The sequence below is a fragment of the Peribacillus sp. Hz7 genome, assembly GCF_042136355.1.
Classification (GTDB): domain Bacteria; phylum Bacillota; class Bacilli; order Bacillales; family DSM-1321; genus Peribacillus; species Peribacillus asahii_A.
The window spans coordinates 78,572-96,878 of sequence record NZ_JBHHJV010000012.1 but is presented as its reverse complement, the minus strand read 5'-3'; the positions used below and the strand labels follow the sequence as shown (position 1 = coordinate 96,878).

General features: G+C 35.4%; 13 protein-coding genes. 8 read left to right on the top strand and 5 right to left on the bottom strand.

Going from position 1 to position 18,307, the window contains the following annotated elements:
* Positions 1 to 375: 375 nt before the first annotated feature.
* From ACE199_RS16025 to ACE199_RS16010, 4 genes are all read left to right on the top strand, one after another.
* Positions 376 to 2,325 carry an AMP-binding protein gene (locus tag ACE199_RS16025; protein ID WP_375350686.1) on the top strand — a complete coding sequence of 650 codons (1,950 nt, stop codon included), beginning with the start codon at positions 376 to 378 and terminating at the stop codon, positions 2,323 to 2,325.
* A 245-nt stretch (positions 2,326 to 2,570) separates the two neighbouring features.
* Positions 2,571 to 3,965, top strand: a complete 1,395-nt coding sequence (locus ACE199_RS16020; RefSeq protein WP_375350685.1) for a GntP family permease — start codon at positions 2,571 to 2,573, stop codon at positions 3,963 to 3,965.
* A 161-nt stretch (positions 3,966 to 4,126) separates the two neighbouring features.
* Positions 4,127 to 4,888: a 3-hydroxybutyrate dehydrogenase gene (locus tag ACE199_RS16015; protein WP_375350684.1), complete on the top strand. Its 762-nt coding sequence runs from the start codon at positions 4,127 to 4,129 to the stop codon at positions 4,886 to 4,888.
* Positions 4,889 to 5,168: 280 nt separating this feature from the next.
* Positions 5,169 to 5,438 carry a hypothetical protein gene (locus ACE199_RS16010; RefSeq protein ID WP_375350683.1) on the top strand — a complete coding sequence of 90 codons (270 nt, stop codon included), beginning with the start codon at positions 5,169 to 5,171 and terminating at the stop codon, positions 5,436 to 5,438.
* Positions 5,439 to 6,310: 872 nt separating this feature from the next.
* Here the strand turns inward: ACE199_RS16010 and ACE199_RS16005 are convergent.
* Together ACE199_RS16005 and ACE199_RS16000 are read right to left on the bottom strand one after the other, a co-directional pair.
* The gene (locus tag ACE199_RS16005; RefSeq protein ID WP_375350682.1) at positions 6,311 to 6,502 is read right to left on the bottom strand and encodes a hypothetical protein; all 192 of its coding nucleotides are present in this window, start codon (positions 6,500 to 6,502) and stop codon (positions 6,311 to 6,313) included.
* A 57-nt stretch (positions 6,503 to 6,559) separates the two neighbouring features.
* Entirely contained in the window at positions 6,560 to 7,501 is a 942-nt protein-coding gene (locus ACE199_RS16000) for a hypothetical protein (RefSeq protein ID WP_375350681.1), read from the bottom strand.
* 362 nt (positions 7,502 to 7,863) lie between these two features.
* On the opposite strand from ACE199_RS16000, the gene ACE199_RS15995 reads away from it, so the two are divergent.
* From ACE199_RS15995 to ACE199_RS15980, 4 genes are all read left to right on the top strand, one after another.
* Positions 7,864 to 11,076 carry an SNF2 helicase associated domain-containing protein gene (locus ACE199_RS15995; protein ID WP_375350680.1) on the top strand — a complete coding sequence of 1,071 codons (3,213 nt, stop codon included), beginning with the start codon at positions 7,864 to 7,866 and terminating at the stop codon, positions 11,074 to 11,076.
* Positions 11,077 to 11,243: 167 nt separating this feature from the next.
* Entirely contained in the window at positions 11,244 to 11,618 is a 375-nt protein-coding gene (locus tag ACE199_RS15990; protein ID WP_375350679.1) for a hypothetical protein, read from the top strand.
* Between the two features lie 121 nt (positions 11,619 to 11,739).
* Complete coding sequence (locus ACE199_RS15985; RefSeq protein WP_375350678.1) at positions 11,740 to 13,005, top strand: MFS transporter; 1,266 nt, start codon at positions 11,740 to 11,742, stop codon at positions 13,003 to 13,005.
* 1,047 nt (positions 13,006 to 14,052) lie between these two features.
* On the top strand, positions 14,053 to 14,880 hold the full coding sequence (locus ACE199_RS15980) for an LAGLIDADG family homing endonuclease (RefSeq protein WP_375350677.1): 828 nt from the start codon (positions 14,053 to 14,055) through the stop codon (positions 14,878 to 14,880).
* Positions 14,881 to 15,352: 472 nt separating this feature from the next.
* Here ACE199_RS15980 and ACE199_RS15975 read toward each other — a convergent pair whose 3' ends face one another.
* The 3 genes from ACE199_RS15975 to ACE199_RS15965 all read right to left on the bottom strand — a co-directional run bounded on the left by ACE199_RS15975 (position 15,353) and on the right by ACE199_RS15965 (position 18,293).
* On the bottom strand, positions 15,353 to 15,466 hold the full coding sequence (locus ACE199_RS15975) for a pentapeptide repeat-containing protein (RefSeq protein ID WP_375350704.1): 114 nt from the start codon (positions 15,464 to 15,466) through the stop codon (positions 15,353 to 15,355).
* Positions 15,467 to 15,770: 304 nt separating this feature from the next.
* Complete coding sequence (locus ACE199_RS15970; protein WP_375350676.1) at positions 15,771 to 17,054, bottom strand: AAA family ATPase; 1,284 nt, start codon at positions 17,052 to 17,054, stop codon at positions 15,771 to 15,773.
* A gap of 96 nt (positions 17,055 to 17,150) precedes the next feature.
* Complete coding sequence (locus ACE199_RS15965; protein WP_375350674.1) at positions 17,151 to 18,293, bottom strand: acyl-CoA dehydrogenase family protein; 1,143 nt, start codon at positions 18,291 to 18,293, stop codon at positions 17,151 to 17,153.
* Between the last annotated feature and the right edge of the window lie 14 nt (positions 18,294 to 18,307).

Genomic DNA, 18,307 nt, shown 5'->3' with positions numbered 1-18,307 from the left:
TACATTATTTTCACCATGTAACAAAGTGAATGACACTTTTCTTAGGAATAGGGAAAGTTCTTGAAAAAATGTAAAGTCACCACCTCTATAACGTTATGTCACTTTTAATTATGGTTCAAATCTTCTTCTTTTTGTAAGTTTATGCCAAATCGGCACGGTAATTGCATTATAAGTTGATGAAGGCATTTACTAGAGACAAGTCTTTTATATGAAACATTGTGAGGCTTTAATCTAAGGGGGGGAATTATCGGCCGTTCGATTATTTATTACGCTTCTAAATATGGGAGAAATGGAATGATGTTTGGAAAAAGGGAGATTTGTCAGTGGCAAGCTATCTATTTAAATGTCTGAAGAATCAAAAAAAGGGGGAAAAAAATGAATAATAAACCTTTATGGCAACCAAGTCAAGAATATATTGAATCCACACGACTTTATCAATGGATGGAACAGCTTGGATATTCTGATTATGATAAATTTTTTGATGATTCTACGCGAGATATAGCATGGTTTTGGGGAGAAGTTGAAAAAGAGCTTGGCATTGAATGGATACAACCGTATGAAAACGTTCTCAATCTATCAGAAGGAATCAAATATCCCGATTGGTATGAGGGAGGACAAATTAATATTATTCAAACCGTTCTTGACAAATGGGCGAAAAATCCCGAAACAGCTGATCAATTAGCGATTATTTGGGAAAGTGAAGATGGAGAGATTAGAAAATATACGTATGCTGATATTAGCTCTTGGGTAGATCGGGTTGCCCAAGGACTTAAGAACCAAGGAATTGAAAAGGGAGATCGAATCTGTATATACATGCCAATGATACCTGAAACAGCTGTTGCTATATTAGCTGCTGGCAAGATCGGTGCAATATTTTCTCCCGCTTTTTCTGGTTATGGTGCAGAAGCACTAGCAACACGTGTAGGTGCTGCACAGGCCAAGATGTTAATTACTGCAGATGGCTTTTTGAGACGCAATAAAGTAATAAAGATGAAAGAAGAGGTAGATAAAGTAGTTGACATGACTTCATCTATTGAAAAAGTCGTGGTAGTACGTCGTCTGAACCGTGAAATCCCTTGGTCAGAAGGCATAGATATGGATTGGGCTGAACTTGAATCAACAGAAGTTACTGATGTTAAGACCGAAGTCATGGAAAGCTCAGATCCATTGATGCTGATCTATACCTCAGGAACGACAGGCAAGCCAAAGGGGGCAGTACATACACATTCTGGTTTTCCTATCAAGGCAGCGTTGGACGTTGGAATTGGGATGGACTTAAAACAAAGTGATAGACTATTGTGGGTGGCTGACATGGGGTGGCTGACAGGTCCAGTCATATTATTTGGTTCCTTATTAAACGGTGCAACAGCTGTTTTTTATGAAGGTTCTCCTGATTATCCTAACCCAGATCGATTATGGAAACTAGCAGCGGATCATCAAGTAACCCATTTAGGCGTATCTCCTACTCTTATTCGCTCATTGATGAAACAGGAAGATTTTCATGAAATGAATTATGATCTGACAAATCTAAGGGTTTTCACATCAACTGGAGAGCCTTGGAATAGTGAATCTTGGGTATGGCTTTTTGAAAAAATAGGAAATAGTCAAATCCCGATTATTAATTATGCAGGGGGAACTGAAATTTCTGGTGGAATTTTAACAAATGTTCTTGTGAAAGCGATTACCCCAATTACATTTAATTCACCAGTACCTGGTATGGACGTACATGTGTTATCTGAAACTGGTGATTCTGTTCAAAACTCCTTGGGTGAATTATCGATGAAAAAACCGTGGGTTGGCATGACAAAGGGTTTTTGGCAAGAACGAGAACGGTATGAGCAGTCTTATTGGAATCGTTGGCAGGATACGTGGGTTCATGGAGATTGGGCTATTGTTGATGAAGATGGTTTTTGGACAATTACAGGCCGATCAGATGATACATTAAATATTGCTGGCAAGCGACTAGGACCTTCAGAGATGGAAGCCGTCTTACAAAAGCATGAATGTGTTTTAGAAGCAGCAACAATTGGTGTACCTGATGATGTAAAAGGGGTTGCGCCGGTTTGTTTTGTTGTCTTACATCCAGGCAGTTTAGAAAGTGATGATATAAAAAGTGAACTTTTAGATTTAATAGGGTTGCATATGGGAAAGGCAATGCGTCCAAAATCAATTTATTTTGTAGCTGAACTTCCAAAAACGAAAAATGGAAAAGTTCTTCGCAGAGCTATTCGAGCTGCTTATTTAAATTTAGAGAGCGGTGACTTATCATCTTTGGAAAATCCGGATGCAATTGAGAATATACGTTTACAGGGTTCTCTAATTTAATGAAATAATGAAGGTTCCGTATTAAGTAAGTCACGAGTTATCCTACATTAATGAGCAGTAAGAGCCTTGAGTAATACAAGAAGCAAGGCCATAAGGATAAATATTTGATAATTCACACTAAACATCCAGCAGTGGGGGATAAAGAATCCCCTACTGTGGAAGCTTCACTTTATGCTGCAAAAATATCAAATGTTAGGTTTAAAAGCTCGAGTGATTATTTAATAGATTGCAAGAGGAGGTAATATATGGAAATTTTTGTTATTTTATTATCGTTGTTTTTCCTAATGTTTATTGCTTTCCGTGGTTTCAGTGTTATTTTATTTGCACCTATTTGTGCATTATTTGCGGTTTTATTAACAGAACCAGGCTATGTGATGCCATTTTATTCTGGAATTTTTATGGATAAGATGGTAGGTTTTATCAAAAGTTATTTTCCCGTATTTTTATTAGGAGCCATTTTCGGAAAAGTAATGGAAATGTCGGGTTTTGTAAAATCAATAGCGAATACTGTCGTTAAAGTCATTGGAACAAGTCGAGCTATGCTAGCGATTGTGATTGTTGGGGCAATATTAACATACGGTGGAGTTTCAGTATTCGTTGTCGTTTTTGCTATCTATCCATTTGCGGCAGAATTGTTTAAAGCTGCAGACATACCAAAAAGGTTAATTCCAGTTACAATTGCTCTTGGGGCATTTACATTTTCGATGGATGCTTTACCAGGATCACCGCAAATTCAGAATATTATTCCAACTTCTTTTTTTAAAACGACAACATGGGCTGCTCCTTGGCTTGGGGTTATTGGAGCTATATTTGTTTTCACAGTAGGTATGATTTACTTGGAATGGCGAAGAAGAAAAGCAAAAGCAGCTGGAGAAGGATATGGAAGCGATCATAAAAACGAGCCACAACAGATATCAGATGTTAAACTTCCAAATTTCTTTATTGCCATACTGCCTCTTATCATAGTAGGAGTATTCAATAGAGTGTTTACAAATTTGATTCCGAAATTTTATGGAACACAGTTTGACTTTACGAAGATTGATCTTGCAAACGTGAATGTAGTTGATATTACAAAGGAAACATCGATTTGGGCGATTGAAGGTGCGCTTGTACTTGGGATAGTAACAGTAATCGTATTCTCTTTTAAACAGATGAAAATGAATTTTAATTCCAATATTAATGTAGCGATTGGTGGTGCGTTACTCGCAACAATTAACACCGCTTCCGAGTATGGATATGGGGCTGTAATTTCTATGCTTCCTGGTTTTAAGACTATTAATCAAGCAATGTCTAATACGTTTACAAATCCTCTTGTAAATGAAGCGGTAACGACAACTACGCTAGCAGGTATAACAGCTTCCTCCTCAGGAGGGATGAGTATTGCTCTTGCAGCAATGAGTGAGAAATATCTTGAACAAGCACAAAAGTTTGGTATTGAGCCTGAAGTGCTTCATCGAGTTGCGTCTATGGCATCAGGTGGAATGGACACATTACCACATAGTGGTGCGATCATAACTTTGTTAGTGGTTACGGGGCTTACACATAAACAGTCTTATTTTGATATTTTTGTATTGACAATTATTAAAACGATTGCAGCATTCTTCATTATTGGAGTGTATTATCTTTTTGGGATTGTGTAAGTTTAATGTGTTCGCTAAAAAAGAATCTGTAATTGGTATCCTTCTACTAGATTGGTAGTTTTACTTGAAATCCAAATTGAAAAGTAAGATGTTCAAGTTAAAAAGGTCAAACTCAGTAATGAAGAAAAAACAATTTTTTATTAAGAATGGAGCGGATCAATATGTCTACAAAAAAAGAACGAACAGTCGTTGTAACTGGTGCAGCTCAAGGGATTGGTTATGCCATAGCAGAAGCATTCGTAAACAATGGTGACTTTGTTGCTATTTGTGATATAAACTTGCCAGCTGCAGAAAGTGCAGCGAATAAGTTGCAAAATGCAAAAGGTTATAAAGTGAACGTTACAGATGAAGAAGATATAAAGAACTTTGTTCAATTGCTTACAGCTGAACGTGGAACCATTGATGTGTTGGTAAACAATGCAGGATTGCAGCATATTGATAAAGTTGAAGATTTTCCTGTAGATAAATGGAGACTTTTAATTGATGTCATGCTCACAGGTTCGTTTTTAATGACTAAGTATGCGCTTCCTTTTATGAAAGAACAACAGTATGGTCGTATTATTAATATTTCATCGGTACATGGAAAAATGGCTTCTCCATATAAATCTGCTTATGTTTCTGCTAAACATGGCGTTGTTGGTTTCACTCGTACAGTTGCAATAGAAACAGCAAACTCAGGTATTACAGTAAATGCCATTATGCCTGGAGCAGTTCGAACAGAATTAGTTGAGAAACAGTTAGCAAAATTGGCCAAGGAAGATGGGACCTCAGAACAAGAAGCGCTTGAGAAGCACATCTTAGGAAAACAGCCTATGAAACGTATACTGGAGCCATCTGAAATAGGCAATGTTGCTGTTTTTTTATCCTCTAATGAGGCAGCTGCTATTACTGGAGATTGTTTAAGTGTCTCGGGTGGTTGGTAAAAAGATAGGCGTGATAGGGGAGAGAATGAGCGCTTACGAAGCAAAAGTAGTCGGAGACCCGTACTCCCTTGTGTTATATATAATGGGGAAGAAGAAAAAATAGGGTCTTTTATTCCAATTAAATAAGTTTAAAAAAGCCACTAAACTTGAGTGTTAGTGGCTTTTTTATGATTTTCGCGTCGTCAAAGATAGTTACATAAAAACTCATATACAGCGGAGATTTAAGATATTGTACCCGCAGTTAAAATTTGAAGAAAAATTCTTTGGAGAATATAAAAAGTTGGGGGAAAACGACAAAATCCAATTAGAAAAGCAACCTATGACTTACGCCATGTTAAATGTCTTTCCACCAGTTGCTTTATTCGCCGCTGTTGCAACGGTGCTTGTGGGTGTAGCAATCAAAGAAAAGGCCATACGAAAACGAAAAAAAGACATAGATGATGCAGTAAATCAATATCATCATTATTTTTTGATTCAACTGTATTCATTAAAGCTGCCTTCCTTAAATTATAAAAGTACTTCAGTGTATATGGAGGAAATGGGTCAATAACGTACTTATTTTTTTGAACTAAACGTATTTAACTGAACTAATTTTGAACTTTTAACAAACCTTGATATATCAAAATTTTTAAGACTTATTTAGTTCAATTAAACTAGTTTGATTTTGTCAAAAACTATTTAAATATAATATTCAACAAGTCATAACCCGTTATTTTTGGCATTTTATCAAAAATTATATATATTAATATAGTTAAAAACGAGAGGATACACCATATTTAAATTGAGGTACACACCAAAATCATCTTAAAGTCCATTTATATGGGCTTTTTTTCTTGGGAAAAGTTTATAAAACCTCATACACCTTCGTTAATGTTTTCTTCAACACCATCAGGATTTTTATGAAGAAAACTTTTTAACGCTGTAATGCTAACAAAGATTATTCCATACAAAATGAAAAAAAGTAATATTTTGGTAAAGATATCGGTAGAATATATATTAATGCTGTTATCCCTAAACATGCTTCAAAACTAATTTTATTTACTAAGGGGGGGGCATTAAGAAGTTTATCTAACATATATAGGAAATCGATTATACGAAGTGTCATTTGAAACTAACCACTTTTTCTTTATTGATGTGAATACAAAGGAAAGCGGGATGAATATAATAGGAATATACATTTGATTGCAGTTTAAATAAGAAAGTGAGCGGGAAATTTTGAAGATATCTGAGGTATATGAAAGGTATTTAAATGGAGAGAAATTTAAAAGTATACGTGAAATTAATCTTGGGTATTTACCTATAAAACAACCAGTTGATTTAGTGGGGCGTTCACCCATTATGCAAGAACTCGCTAAAAAACATTCCAGACATGTAAATAATAAATAAAACCCCGCTTTATTGTACAAACGGGGAATAGTAATGCTAGTTGATTTTTTTGTATTGTATCATTCTTTTTACTAATGGATCCGTGTTACTAACGTGAATAGGTTTAACCATGCTTCCAGTTATTTTGTTAGTTTGTTTAGCACTTTGGTTAGTGCTTGTTTCACCCAATTTTCTTGCGGCACGATTTCTTATATCTTGTATTCTAATTGGAGTTTTAGCGCTGCTCATATATATCACTCCTTTATTCAATGATATTTAACAATCCTTCATTCGTCAAGAATAGATTCATGTTCCGTTTCCGTCATCACCAGTGCTTGTTAAGGCCACCATGTACTCGATATTTTCAATATTTTTACTGATTGTATTATGTAATAGTTCAAAAAGGTATCTGTCTAAAATATCAAAGGGATAAGTATAACTGCTAATAACAGTAACATACTCATCTACACCGTAACAAAAATAGAAAACAAGATAATTCTTTTTTAATACGCTATCCTGATTATGTTTGTTAAAAATTGCAGATTCTCCTGTTTCTTTAGTTTCTTCGACTAATTCATGTAACTCTTCGGGTATAGCTCCATTATATACATTATACGAAAACGTGGCATGGAGCGGGGGGTTTTTGTATCCCGCTTGAATCTCTGCTAAAAAATACTCTAATACTTCTTTATAATCGATGATTGAATCATTTAAAAATTCAATTGTCCTTCCGGTCGCATGATCACTAGTCAAATAGGCCATAAGCTTAGCTTTAGTTCCGCTGATTTCAACAGTTTCAATAGCTGCTTGTTCAATATTGTCTACTTCAAATTCCATATTGAAAAACTTAAATCTTTTTAAACGTTTAAAGGCAACAGGAATTATCAAAAATAAAAGCATCCAAATTAAAAGTAAAAAGAGTCCTCGAAAGATAATTTTATTAAAATTGGATTCAACAATAGGTTTAACTAAAATATTTAACCATGTTTCTTTCTCTTGGGAACTACTGCTTGAAGGGCTTTCTATTGTTTTTACATTCGATTTTGCCTCAGATGATTCATTCTTTTCTGATTGTAAAAAGAGTTCTTTTGGATTCTCTTTGAGAGTATGTTGAAAAAGTAGAAGTGAAGCAAGTATCATCCAAATTAAAATCAGAATTATCCCCGAAGTGTATAAATATGGAATTAAAAAATTAATCCATTGAAAAAATGATCTTCTTTCCTCATTCTCAGTATTAATGCGAGGCACTATTTTCCCTCCTTTTTCTCATTCTATCGAAATGTTTTCTATCTAACAATAGATTGTAAACCATATAATCTTAAAAGTTCATTAACTATATTAGAAAATCTAAAGTTAAACTCACCAATAAGAGAAACCCTATTTCTGTTTATAAGAGATTGTGAAGGTTTGTACATAAAATACCATGTAAGAATGTATTTTATGTGGTGAGACATAGTCTTATGGTAGGCTAACAGGACAGGTTAGTTAAATGGCGAATGATTCGATTGAATAAAGAATACATGATAAAATGGGGACGAGTGAAGAAAAATAGTATAGACTTCTAAAATATAGATACCTTTCGACAAATAGAAAGGAGGGAGCGGGAGTACATGGATATAAAAGTGAATTACAAGATAATAAAAGAAATGTGCGGTACCGTCTCCTTCAAAAGAGGAGACTCTTTTTATCGAGCGAGTAAAGTAACGTTTAACCAGTATAGTTCTGATTTCTGTGAAGCCACCGTTAATGGAACGGAAGACTTTCATGTCACAATTGAAAAAGACGGGACAGGGAACATTCACACGAAATGCAGCTGTCCTACGCTACCGAATTTTCAAAAGTGTTGCCAACACATTGCGGCAGTTTTATTAGCTATTTATGAACATCAACGTCAGGAAACGTTTCCTATCGATGTACAAGGCATGCAATCCAATCATGGAGAGCTGACAGAAGAATTCATAACGCTCTTCAATGACAGACCAACTCGAACAAGTGGACATCAGCTTCATTTTGAAAAAAGAGAAGTACTGGATGTCATGTTTACCTGTAAACCGTTCTCCATCGGGAACGGTCAGTACTTGTTTGGAATAGAAGTAAAGATTGGTCATATGAAGCTACAAAATATTCGAGGCTTTCTACAGAACGTAAAACATGGGGAACCTAGTACACTATCCTCTACATTTAGGTATAATCCAAGCCTTCATTGCTTTTCAAACGATTCAGATGCAGTTATTCATCAGCTCATCCGGGTCGTCCAGGATGAAAAGTCCTTTTTGGAAGCATTATCGAACCTTTCTGACTGTACAGTTCGTAATCAAACATTACTTATTCCACCATCCACTTGGATGGGGCTCGTTCCTTTACTTACAAAGACCTCATTGGTAACGATTGAGCATAATGGTCATTCTTTTGAGAGCCTGCGAATTCTGGATGGACCACCTCCTATACAGTTTACATTTAAAGAAACCGAAGGCGACGATTACCAATTGACGATTAAAGGCTTTGACCGAATGGTCGTTTTGAATTCCTATAGTTCTGTGCTATGTGACGGAATAGTCTTTCAGTTAGAAGGGCAGGACTGTGAACGATTATCCAAACTAAAGCAAATGCTAGCATCTCCGGATACGAATCACATTCCGATTCCACATGAACAAATGGATTTTTTTCTAAAAAAGATTGTACCAGGTCTGAAAAAAATTGGCGATGTTCAACTGTCTAAAGCGTTATCTCAGGAGATTATGAAAACCCCGCTTATTGCCAAGCTTTACTTGGATCGTCTGAAAAATCGACTGCTGGCAGGACTAGAATTTCAATATGAAAATGTTGTTATTCAACCACTAGAAAGCCGAGACATCCCAACAGGACCAATGATTATAAGGGATCTGGAAAAGGAAGAGGAAATCCTTCAGCTCATGGAGGGGAGCGGGTTTTCCAAAACAGAAGGCGGTTATTATATGCAAAATGAGGCACTGGAATATGAATTTTTATATCATGTTGTTCCAAAGCTTCATCCACTCGTCCAAATTTATGCGACAACAGCCGTTCGAAATCGCATCGTGAGAAAGAATGCTCATCCAAAAATTAGAGTGAAAGTTAAAAAAGAACGCACCAATTGGCTGGAATTCAAATTTGAGATGGATGGAATTGCTGACAAACAGATTCGGGAGATTTTAACAGCACTAGAAGAAAAGCGAAAATATTACCGCCTTCCAAATGGATCACTTCTATCTCTCGAGACAAAGGAAATGAAAGAAATCCATCGTTTTCTGAATGAAGTTCCGGTTCAGGATGAAGACTTTGAAGCTAGTCTAAATATGCCTATTATTCAAAGTCTTAAACACCTTGATTTTATTGATGATAGTCAAGTCTTCACGGTAGAGGAATCGTTCAGTCAGTTTCTTGATTATATACTTAACCCAGGTAACTTGAATTTTGAGGTGCCACAAAGTTTAGATAACATATTAAGGGACTATCAAAAACACGGATATAAATGGATGAAAGCACTTGCTAGCTATGGATTTGGCGGTGTTCTAGCCGATGATATGGGGCTTGGCAAAACGTTGCAAAGTATTACTTTTATTGTTTCTGAGCTTTCAAGCATTCGTGATAGGAGTCTCCCAGTTCTCATTGTTTGCCCGTCATCCTTAACGTATAACTGGCTACATGAAATGATGAAATTTGCTCCTAATCTTCAAGCGATCGTCATAGATGGGAATAAAGCGGATCGAAAAGAGCTACAAAAAGATATCAAAAATATAGATGTCATTATTACGTCCTATCCGTTACTACGTCAGGATATAAAGTGGTATGAGGATCAAACGTTTCATACTGTTTTCTTTGATGAGGCACAGACATTTAAAAATCCATTGACCCAAACGGCTCGAGCTGTTAAAAGAATACAAGCAAATAATCGTTTCGGCCTTACAGGAACACCGGTGGAAAACTCACTTGAAGAGCTTTGGTCGATTTATCATATTGTCTTTCCACAGCTATTCCAAGGATTAAAGGAATATAGTCATCTTTCAAGGAAAACAATTGCTCGAAGGGTTCGTCCTTTTTTATTTCGTAGAATAAAAGAGGAGGTACTTGCCGAGTTACCTGAAAAAATTGAGTCGCTTGAAGTATCAGAGCTGCTGCCTGAACAAAAAAAGCTTTATGCAGCATATTTAGCAAAGCTGCGACATGATACATTGAAACACCTGGACAAGGATACTATTCGAAAAAATCGTATTAGAATTTTAGCGGGATTGACAAGATTGCGACAAATTTGTTGTCACCCTGCCTTGTTTGTAGATGGCTATACGGGAAGCTCAGCAAAATACGAGCAGTTGCTACAAATACTAGAGGAATCAAGACTTTCTGGAAGGAGGGTGTTAATATTTTCCCAATTCACAAAAATGCTTGAGCTGATAGGTAGAGAGATAACAACGCGAGGTCAAACATATTTTTATCTTGATGGACAAACCTCTTCAGAGGAAAGAGTGGAAATCTGCAATCGATTTAATGATGGTGAGCGAGATTTGTTTCTTATTTCTCTAAAAGCAGGAGGTACAGGACTAAACCTAACAGGTGCGGATACAGTCATCTTATATGATCTTTGGTGGAACCCTGCGGTTGAGGAGCAAGCGGCAGACCGTGCCCATCGAATTGGTCAGAAAAATGTTGTACAGGTTATCAAACTTGTTGCCCGTGGCACAATAGAAGAAAAAATGAATGAGCTTCAGGAAAAAAAGAGAGAGCTTATTGCAGACATTATCGATTCAGAAGAAAAAGCAGCAGGCATTTTAACCGAAGAGGATATTCGTGAAATTTTGATGATATAAAAAATATAAGAGAGGCACTACCTTCGTACGGAGTAGTGCTTTTTTAACGTTTTAGAGCGGGGTATTAACTTACTTTTATTTTAAGGAACATTGGTTTATATAAATTAAGAAGAATATCTACATCTTTAAACAAAATAATACAGAGACGAATGGAGGACGATACTGACATGGAAAACGTATCAAATGTAGATAAATTGGAATCAATAAAATCCTTCCAATCAACAATTAGAAAACTTGAAAAAACCTTGGCTACGATGACTCAGAAAGGCGCAAATACTACCTTAGTAAAGAAACGACTCAAAGCTAGTTATATCGGCTTAGCCATGCTGGAAAACGTTTGGAATCAAAGACCCCATCATTACACCCTGGAAGATTTAGCAGAAGCCCGCAATGTTCTTACTGGTTTATTTCCATCAATTGAGAGCAGTTATGCTAAGTTAAAGGCAGGTAGTCCTCAAAGAACGCTTTTAGAACGAAGAATTAAAGCGTTGGAGCTAGCTGTTCAAGCGATTGACAATCTTTCCAACGGAATAGCTAAATAGAGTAACCGAAAGGGGTTTCTAATCCTAATTCAAGCCATAAAAATTACTTATTAAAAAACTGGTTCCTACCGTTACAAAAAGCCATATATATAGAGTAAAAGCCTAACAGGAGTAGATATCATTGGACAAACAAAATAGCCGATTTAGATGGGTTGTATTTGCTTCTGTATTGTTTACTTATTTATTAATGTCGAGCCAGCGTACTGCTCCAGGATTGATTACCGACCAAGTAATGTTAGATTTTAATGTAACAGCAACAACAATTGGGTTACTGACAAGTATCCAATTTTTTGTGTATACGGGTTTGCAAATTCCGATGGGGATTTTGGCTGATCGTTTTGGACCCAATTTCTTTCTAATTATTGGTGCAATCCTTACAGGTTTAGGTACAATCCTTTATAGCTTTGGCACGAATGAATTTTTCTTATTTTTTTCCAGAATTTTAACCGGGACAGGGGATGCGACCATCTGGGTCAATATGGTGTTAATTTTGAGCCAATGGTTTAATGCAAAGGAATTTACACGATTAATTGGTATAGCAGCAATGACAGGAAGCCTTGGTTTCCTTTTGGCGACAGTTCCTTTCTCCTTATTAATTGACTTCCTTGGTTGGAGGACAGCATTTTTTTTTACGGGACTGTTCCTATGCTTATGTGGCATTCTCCTTTATTTTGTACTTTTAAAAAAACCAAAACAATCAGTATTTATAAAAAATGAAATACAACGTGAAAAAACATTGGTTTTACTACGAAGAATATTTTCGAATCGGCAAGCATGGGCTTTATTCTGTTGTCACTTTGGAATTGTTGGAACGTATGTTGGATTTATCAGTTCGTGGGGAGTGCCCTATGGGATGAATGTGTATGGAATGACACGTTCAGGTGCGAGTGAGCTTATTATGATTGGCCTAATCGGGGCACTTATTGGTGCTCCTCTAGCTAGTTGGATTTCTAGTCAGTTAGAAACAATTAAATGGCCGTATGTTGTTGTTCACATCATTCTTTTATCGACTTGGTCAATCTTTCTTTTATTTAATGGAAATCCGCCATTTTTCTTGTTAACTATGCTTTTCTTTATTATTGGCCTTGCATATGGGGCAAATGCCTTAACTTTTGCTGCCGTTCGTCAATCTTTTCCTATCATAGAATCTGGCATTGTCTCTGGGTTTGCGAATACGGGTGGATTTCTAAGTGCCGTATTGCTGCCAAGTATTTTTGGAAAAGTATTGGATTATTTTCAAACTGCTTCAGGTAGTATAAGCGATGGATACTACTATGGTTTCATCACTCCAGTTATCTTCTCCATGATTGGCCTGATTGGAGTGCTTTTGATTAAGGAAAAGCGTCAGCTGCAGGAGGTAAAGTCAATATCTACTTATCTTAAATAGTGTCACTAAAAGAATGTAATCTAGTTAATTTCTATTTAAAATCTTTCCAGGCGCCATACTTCAAGAAGGAAGTATAGCTATTCTTATTGAAGTAAAGAAGCAGGTCAGTTGAATGCTGTCCTGTTTCAAATTGATTAATATCTAGGTTCAGTAACGATTCGTAAATATCCTGCCAACACATAAAGCCAAGTTCAATTGAGGGTGAAGTAATAGATCGATTTAAACTGTTTTTCCTTACTGTGTTCATCATCTCGTATGGAGCAAGGAACAGTAAGTGTGAGCTCCGACCTTTTGAAAGTTTCTCAATCATTCATTCTTGAATAGCGGGCCAACTGATTTACACTTTGTAGTCTAATTGAATTCCATCATTTTGATTATCAGATGAAATGCCGCTTAAATATTTAACTAAAAGCTACTTAAAAACTATTATTAATAAGTACAAAAGTTGATAATGAAAGAATGAAAGAGCGGCGATTATTCTTGTGAAATTTTTGATACAAAAGAATGGTAACGATTAAGGCAGGGACATTTAAAGATGTAGCGATTATACAACGTATAGGTCTAGGGTGGAGAAAAAGATTATTCTGTTCAATATGAAACATATTTTGCAAAGAATGTTGGGATCATATTAAACTCGAATGAGTCCTCTTGGAGTTAGTTTGTAGAAAACTTGATATAAACTATTTAAATATAATATTATACAGGTCATAATCCGTGATTTTTGGCATATTACTAAAATTTTTATATATTAATATAATTAAAAGATAGGAGGATACACCATATTTAACCTGATATACACATCAAAATCATCTTAAAGTCCATTTATATGGGCTTTTTCCTTTGGAAAAAATTTATGAAATGATCTTATTTGTATTTGATTAAACGAACACTAGTTTGTATAATGATAAAAAGGATAATTTAGGAAAAATATATTCAAGACGAATATCTATATTCATTTTTAGCTGGAGTACTGTGTTTGTTTACATTTATGTATGTCCTTTAAAAATTATAGGACAAGTTATACGGATAAACAAAGGAGGAAAAAGCGTGCCAAGAAATCCAGGTGTTACAGACGAAATGATTATTGAAATGTATAAAGCAGGTATGCCTTATAAAGAGATGGAGCCGATAGTAGGACTGTCTAATCGAGCTATTCGTAATGTGATGTATAAACATGGAGTAGATATCAGAAAACCTCCACGTAAACATAAAGTGAATGAAGATTTCTTTAAAATATGGACACATGAAATGGCCTGGGTATTAGGATTATTTGTGACAGATGGACATGTTAATAAGAAACTTCAGAATATTTCATTTGCTCAGAAGGATGAAAGAATCCTTCGTTCAATTGCAAAATATATGGAAGCAGACTATGTATTAGCATCAACAGGCCCGACAAGATCAACGCCAATTTTACTTATTAATTCTAAAGAAATAAAAAAGGACCTTGAGAAGTTTGGTATATTTCCCAATAAATCTTTGACGGTCCCATTTCCCGATGTACCGAAAGAGTTTTTACCGTCATTTGTAAGAGGAGTGATTGATGGAGATGGGTGGGTTCAAAAAAGAGGATATGTCATGAATGTTACATCAGGTAGTCAATGTTTTGCTGAAGAACTTTTATTAGTATTTCAAGCTTGGGGATTACGTTCAGAAATTACACATCAAGTGACTAAAACAGGAAATCCTATTTATCGTGTCTGGGTTAAAGGTAAACAAAATCTACCACGGTTAGCCGACATTATTTACAAACATCAAATAGGAAATTATATAACTTATAAAAGAATGAACATGTCGCAGCATTCCAAAGAACAAATGATGTTTTTAGAATATCTGTTAAATCATAAAGAATTCGAATTGATAAATAAATTATAAACTAATTTTGTGATGTAGGGGATTGCCATATAGTCTGTATAATAGGCTATCTTATTTTTTACATTTTTCTAGTTTACATAATATGTGTTATCAGAAGCTGTATTTTTATTAGAAAAAATATCTCAAAAACTAAGATTACTTATGATATTGAGACGAAATGAATTTTTTCATGTTTATTTCTATATAAATAAATTACTTAAATAAATACGACCAGCCATTTATTTAAGTAATTATTGGCGGTTGTATAAATCATCAAAAAATTAATTAATAAAATGATTATCATTTTTTGATATTTAATTAGTTTGCTATAAAAAGCTTCTTAGGAAATTTAAGTATAATATTTTCCCTTTAAAATTAAAATAAAACTCTTTACTTTTAAACAAGAATACAATCAATTAATTCAATGAGATGGCTTCTGTATGTGCGCTGGTAATATCGTTTTATCGTTGCCTTTGGCGGAATTAACTTGCATTTAAGTTAAAAACATACTTGTAGAAAGATTTGCTCCACTTAAATTAGTATCACGCAAATCAGCGCCAATAAAATCAACATCTCTTAGATCTGAGTTTCGTAAATCAGCAGCAATTAAATATGCTCCTCGTAAATCAGTCGTTCTTAAATTTTTTTCTGTTAAATTTTTTCCAACCTAATCAACGCCCCTGTATTTTTTGCCTTTCTTAATAGCAATAGCAAACACTTTCGAGTTTAGTTCACTTCGAATATATTCACTTGTTTCTAAAAAAGTAATTCGTTTACAGGGATTCGACACTCTACAATATTTAACGATAATAAGCTATCAGCATCCATATCCGTAAAACTTTTTAATTTTGGATTAGAAAAAACCAACATCATTAGTCGTTGGTTTTTTGCTTTTGCTATATATATTAGTATTAAAAGTTAAATCCTACCTTCGTTTCACTATCTGAATCCCAGGATAACTCTTTACTTTTTCGATTATCCGCTTTTAATTCGTTGCAAATATCTAATACGTCTACTTGCTGTTCATAATGCCATTGAAGCGCGACGGCATTATATACTTCATTTAGTTGCGCAAATGAAAAACCATCTGTTGAATTTGCAATCAATGTTAGATCTTCTTTAGAGATTAGATTGGTAATGTTTTTCTTTAGTAAATATTGATAACGCATCTCTTGTGTTGGTCCTTTTATTTCATAAGCACGATCAAATCGTCCTGACCGGTTAATAAGCGCTGGATCGATTTTTTCTGGATAATTTGTTGTTCCAATTAAAAAGATACCTTCTTTAGACGTTGCCCCATCTAATGTATTGAGGAATACTGAACGTACTTCTTCTGGCATGGAGTCAATGTCTTCAATAACTAAGACCATTGGTGCCATTTTCGCAACAGATGAAAATACTTCTTTAATCGAATAACTTGTTGTATATTCTGTAATTTGCCAGTATGCTACAGGTGCTGAAATACTGTTTGCAATCGATTTAACAAGCGTTGTTTTTCCGTTTCCAGGTTTACCATACAGTAAAATTCCTCGTTTATACGGGATTTGATACGTTTTGAAAAACTCTCCGCTGTTTGTGAAAAATTCATCAATCGAGCGGTAAATTTGCTTTTTCATAGACTCTTCTAAAAAAACATCCTCACGTGTAACGAGATTCGTAATCTTTTCTTTTTCATTTTCAACGCCGTCTTCCGTATCAATAAATACAGTTACATAATCTTTAATATATTCGCGTTTCCGCTTTAATACATACGTTAAAAAGTTCCCTAATACCTGTTCGTTTTCCGCAAATACATAATCATGTTCCATATTGTCATGCGTTTGATAAATTGGCATTCGTACGAGCGCAATCTGATAGTCTGGATAATAGTATAAATGATTATTAATACTTGCTTTAACAAGGAATTCCATTTGTTTATCATTATGATTAGATGAAATGACACCTGTTTCTACACAATCATACACAGTAGCAAGTGATCGAACACGATCAGGATGAATGATTAAATCTTCTTCAAGTACTTCCCAGATTTCATTAGAGGTTTCACCATCAGAAAATAGTTGAAATTTCTTTCCTGTTTCTTCTGTAAGCTTTTTTTGTATGTTATGAATGGCAAACGCATAATTATAATATTGTGGTGCCAATTCTATACTTGTTTTAGAAAATTGAATAATAGATTGATGGTTTACTTTACTCACTACATTCCTTCCCCTCTATGTAAATTACCTACAATTTTACATGAAAGGAATAAAAAAGAACACTAAAACCCATTTAAGGTTTAGTGTTCTTTCTCTTTAATCATACAAAGCGGACTTCGCTAACAGTGTAATCGTTGCATCATCCATCGGTGGATTGTGCAGTCCTGCACGAACGTCACGATAATAACGCTGTAGCGGATTGTTTCGCTGTAAGCTCTTTGCACCAACGACACGCATCGCTTTATCCACAACTGAAATAGCATGATTTGTTACAGAATGCTTCACCGCTCCTAGTTCTTTCATTAAAAATGGACGCTGCTCTGGTTGTTGTTCCCATTTTTCAGCCACAGAATAAAGAAAGTGGCGTGCCTCTGCTAGTTCTAATTCGATTTCACCAATTGTACGTTGCACATTTGGCAAATCACGAATTGGGCTTGGAAGACTATTCGGCTTATACGTTTTCGCAAACTCAACGGCATAGTTCCTAGCTGCCGTAGCAATGCCTAAATAACATGCTGGAATATGTAGAAGCCACCCTTCACCTTGTTTCTTTCCTGGCTGCTGCCGCACAACTAAATACTTTTCTGGTACTATTACATCTTGTAGCACTAAATCATGGCTGCCTGTTCCTTGCATAGATACCATATCCCATGTTTCTTCAATACTTACACCGTCTAGATTTCGATGAATTAAAAAAGTCCCCATCGTCTCTTCTTCTTGTATCCAAGCTGTAACAAGAATAATGTCTAAAATATATGAAAGTGTCGTGAACGTTTTTCGTCCAGTGATACTCCATTGGTTACCTTGTTTAGTGGCTACTGTCTCAGGACGTGCACCACGCGTAGGACTTCCTGAATTCGGCTCTGTTGCTGCTGTATTCACAATCGCGCCATTTGCTACTTCTTGAAAAAATTCATCCAGTACATCAGAATTCCATGGCTTTTTTTCAGTTAACGAAAGGACGGTCCCGACATGCCAGCCAATAGCTAATGCTGTCGGTCCACACTGAGTAGCAATCGCTTCTTGTGCTAGTAGGAAATCATATAACGAACCTCCGCTCCCACCGTATTCTTTTGCTAATGTTAATGTAGGATAACCGAACTCCTTAAGCTCTTTCATATTTTCAAAAGGAAAACCTCTTGATTCATCAAGTGCTTCAGCACGTTCTGAAAACAATTGAATGGCTGCATTTAAGCTATTGATATAATCCTCTTGTTCCTTTGATTGAAAAAATGGCACGTAACATCATCCTT

What these genes read in the sequence shown, in the direction of transcription:
- ACE199_RS16025 (WP_375350686.1), top strand. Translation starts at nt 376, where the DNA reads ATGAATAATAAACCTTTATGGCAACCAAGTCAAGAATATATTGAATCC.
- ACE199_RS16020 (WP_375350685.1), top strand. Translation starts at nt 2,571, where the DNA reads ATGGAAATTTTTGTTATTTTATTATCGTTGTTTTTCCTAATGTTTATT.
- ACE199_RS16015 (WP_375350684.1), top strand. Translation starts at nt 4,127, where the DNA reads ATGTCTACAAAAAAAGAACGAACAGTCGTTGTAACTGGTGCAGCTCAA.
- ACE199_RS16005 (WP_375350682.1), bottom strand. Translation starts at nt 6,502, where the DNA reads ATGAGCAGCGCTAAAACTCCAATTAGAATACAAGATATAAGAAATCGT.
- ACE199_RS15995 (WP_375350680.1), top strand. Translation starts at nt 7,864, where the DNA reads ATGGATATAAAAGTGAATTACAAGATAATAAAAGAAATGTGCGGTACC.
- ACE199_RS15990 (WP_375350679.1), top strand. Translation starts at nt 11,244, where the DNA reads ATGGAAAACGTATCAAATGTAGATAAATTGGAATCAATAAAATCCTTC.